A 1,356-nucleotide genomic window follows, 5' to 3' on the forward strand; every position below is an offset into this window, starting at 1 on the left:
CGCTCGAGAGCCAGGCGGTGCAGCGCCGTCCGTTGCCGCGCCATGCGGTCGGTGAGCAGCGCGATGCCGAGGATCAGCCCTTCGACCAGCAGCACCGCAAGTGCGATCCCCTGAGCCTCCCGCCACCAGGGCGCGAGGACCCCATCTGTCGCGCGCGTCGCCAAGATGACCAGCGGGTAGCCATCGAGAGACCGCACCGCCTGGACGCGATCGACACCGTCCAGCGGGCTCGGGCCACGCAGGACATTATCCTTCGGAGCGGACAGGATCCGCTCGAGCAGGGTGCTCTTGGCAATGGGAACGCCGATGGCCCGCTCGAGCCGTGGGTGATGGGCGAGCAGCTCACCGTCGCGCTGGATGAGTCCGACCGCGCTCTGCGGGCCAAGGGCGAGGCCAGCGAACAAGTCTTCGAAATAGCCGAGGTCGATGGCGGCGACGACCGTGCCGAGAAGGCGTCCATCCGGCGCGGTGATCCGGCGCGAGACGTAGATGGTCCAACGCCGATCGACGAGGCTCTGTGAGGGCGCGCTCAGCACCCCGTCTCGCCTGGCATCACCGCGGAGGGCATCGAAGAAGTCCCGCCCCGCCGAGGTGAAGTTCGGGGGCGGCCAGGAGCTGGAACTGGCGACGGTCCTGCCCTCCGCGTTCGTGACGAAGAGGCGCCGCACCCGCGGCAGCGCCGCGGCGCGCGCCCGCAAAGCCTCGTGCACGTCACGGGAGCTGAGTCGCGCGGTGAAATCGCCGGGCTCGTCGATACCTTCGGCGTGGATCCAATCCAGCACACCGACCTCGAGCTGCTCGATCGAGCGGAAGCCGGCCTCGACCCAGTTCGCAAGTACCAAGCCCAGATTCTGTAACTCACGTTCGGCGTCTCGCAGCACTACCTCGCGCTGTCGCGCGACGTAGGTGGCGGCGCCGACCGCGACGGCCAAACCCAGCGTGGCGCCGACCAACGCACGCCAGAAGGATGGGCGCGCACGAACACGCCATGGGTTGGAGGCCGGCATGGGATCCTTGCTTGAGGCGGCATGATGGCCAGATCCTGTTTCGCCGACCAGGGCGGCAACGACAATGGATCTGGTGCCTCGACCGCTTCGACCCACTGTGCCTGCGGTTGGTCAGCGACGGTGCGTCCCGCGGCTGCCGGCGTGTTCCGGCCAACCGGAATGCCGCGCTGGCCGTCAACCCACGCAAGGACGGCTCGGAGTTCATCCTCGAGTGGTCCCCCGGGCTGCTGCGCGATGCTGCCGGGGTGATCCGCCGCGGCCCCTCTATACAGCGGATGTCACGCGCCGCCTGGAGCTTGAGCGGGTGGCCACGTCCATCCACGAAGCCAAGGTCGGCTTCGTCGCCTCC

General features: G+C 68.8%; 1 protein-coding gene. It reads right to left on the reverse strand.

All coding sequences use genetic code 11. From position 1 onward, the window contains the following. Positions 1-1,007 (reverse strand): cache domain-containing protein (locus Q7A36_RS39810; protein WP_305109323.1); only part of this gene is annotated, 1,007 nt, incomplete at its 3' end. Positions 1,008-1,356: the final 349 nt, after the last annotated feature.

Origin of the sequence: Paracraurococcus lichenis (genome assembly GCF_030657435.1) — a bacterium.
GTDB lineage: Bacteria > Pseudomonadota > Alphaproteobacteria > Acetobacterales > Acetobacteraceae > Paracraurococcus > Paracraurococcus lichenis.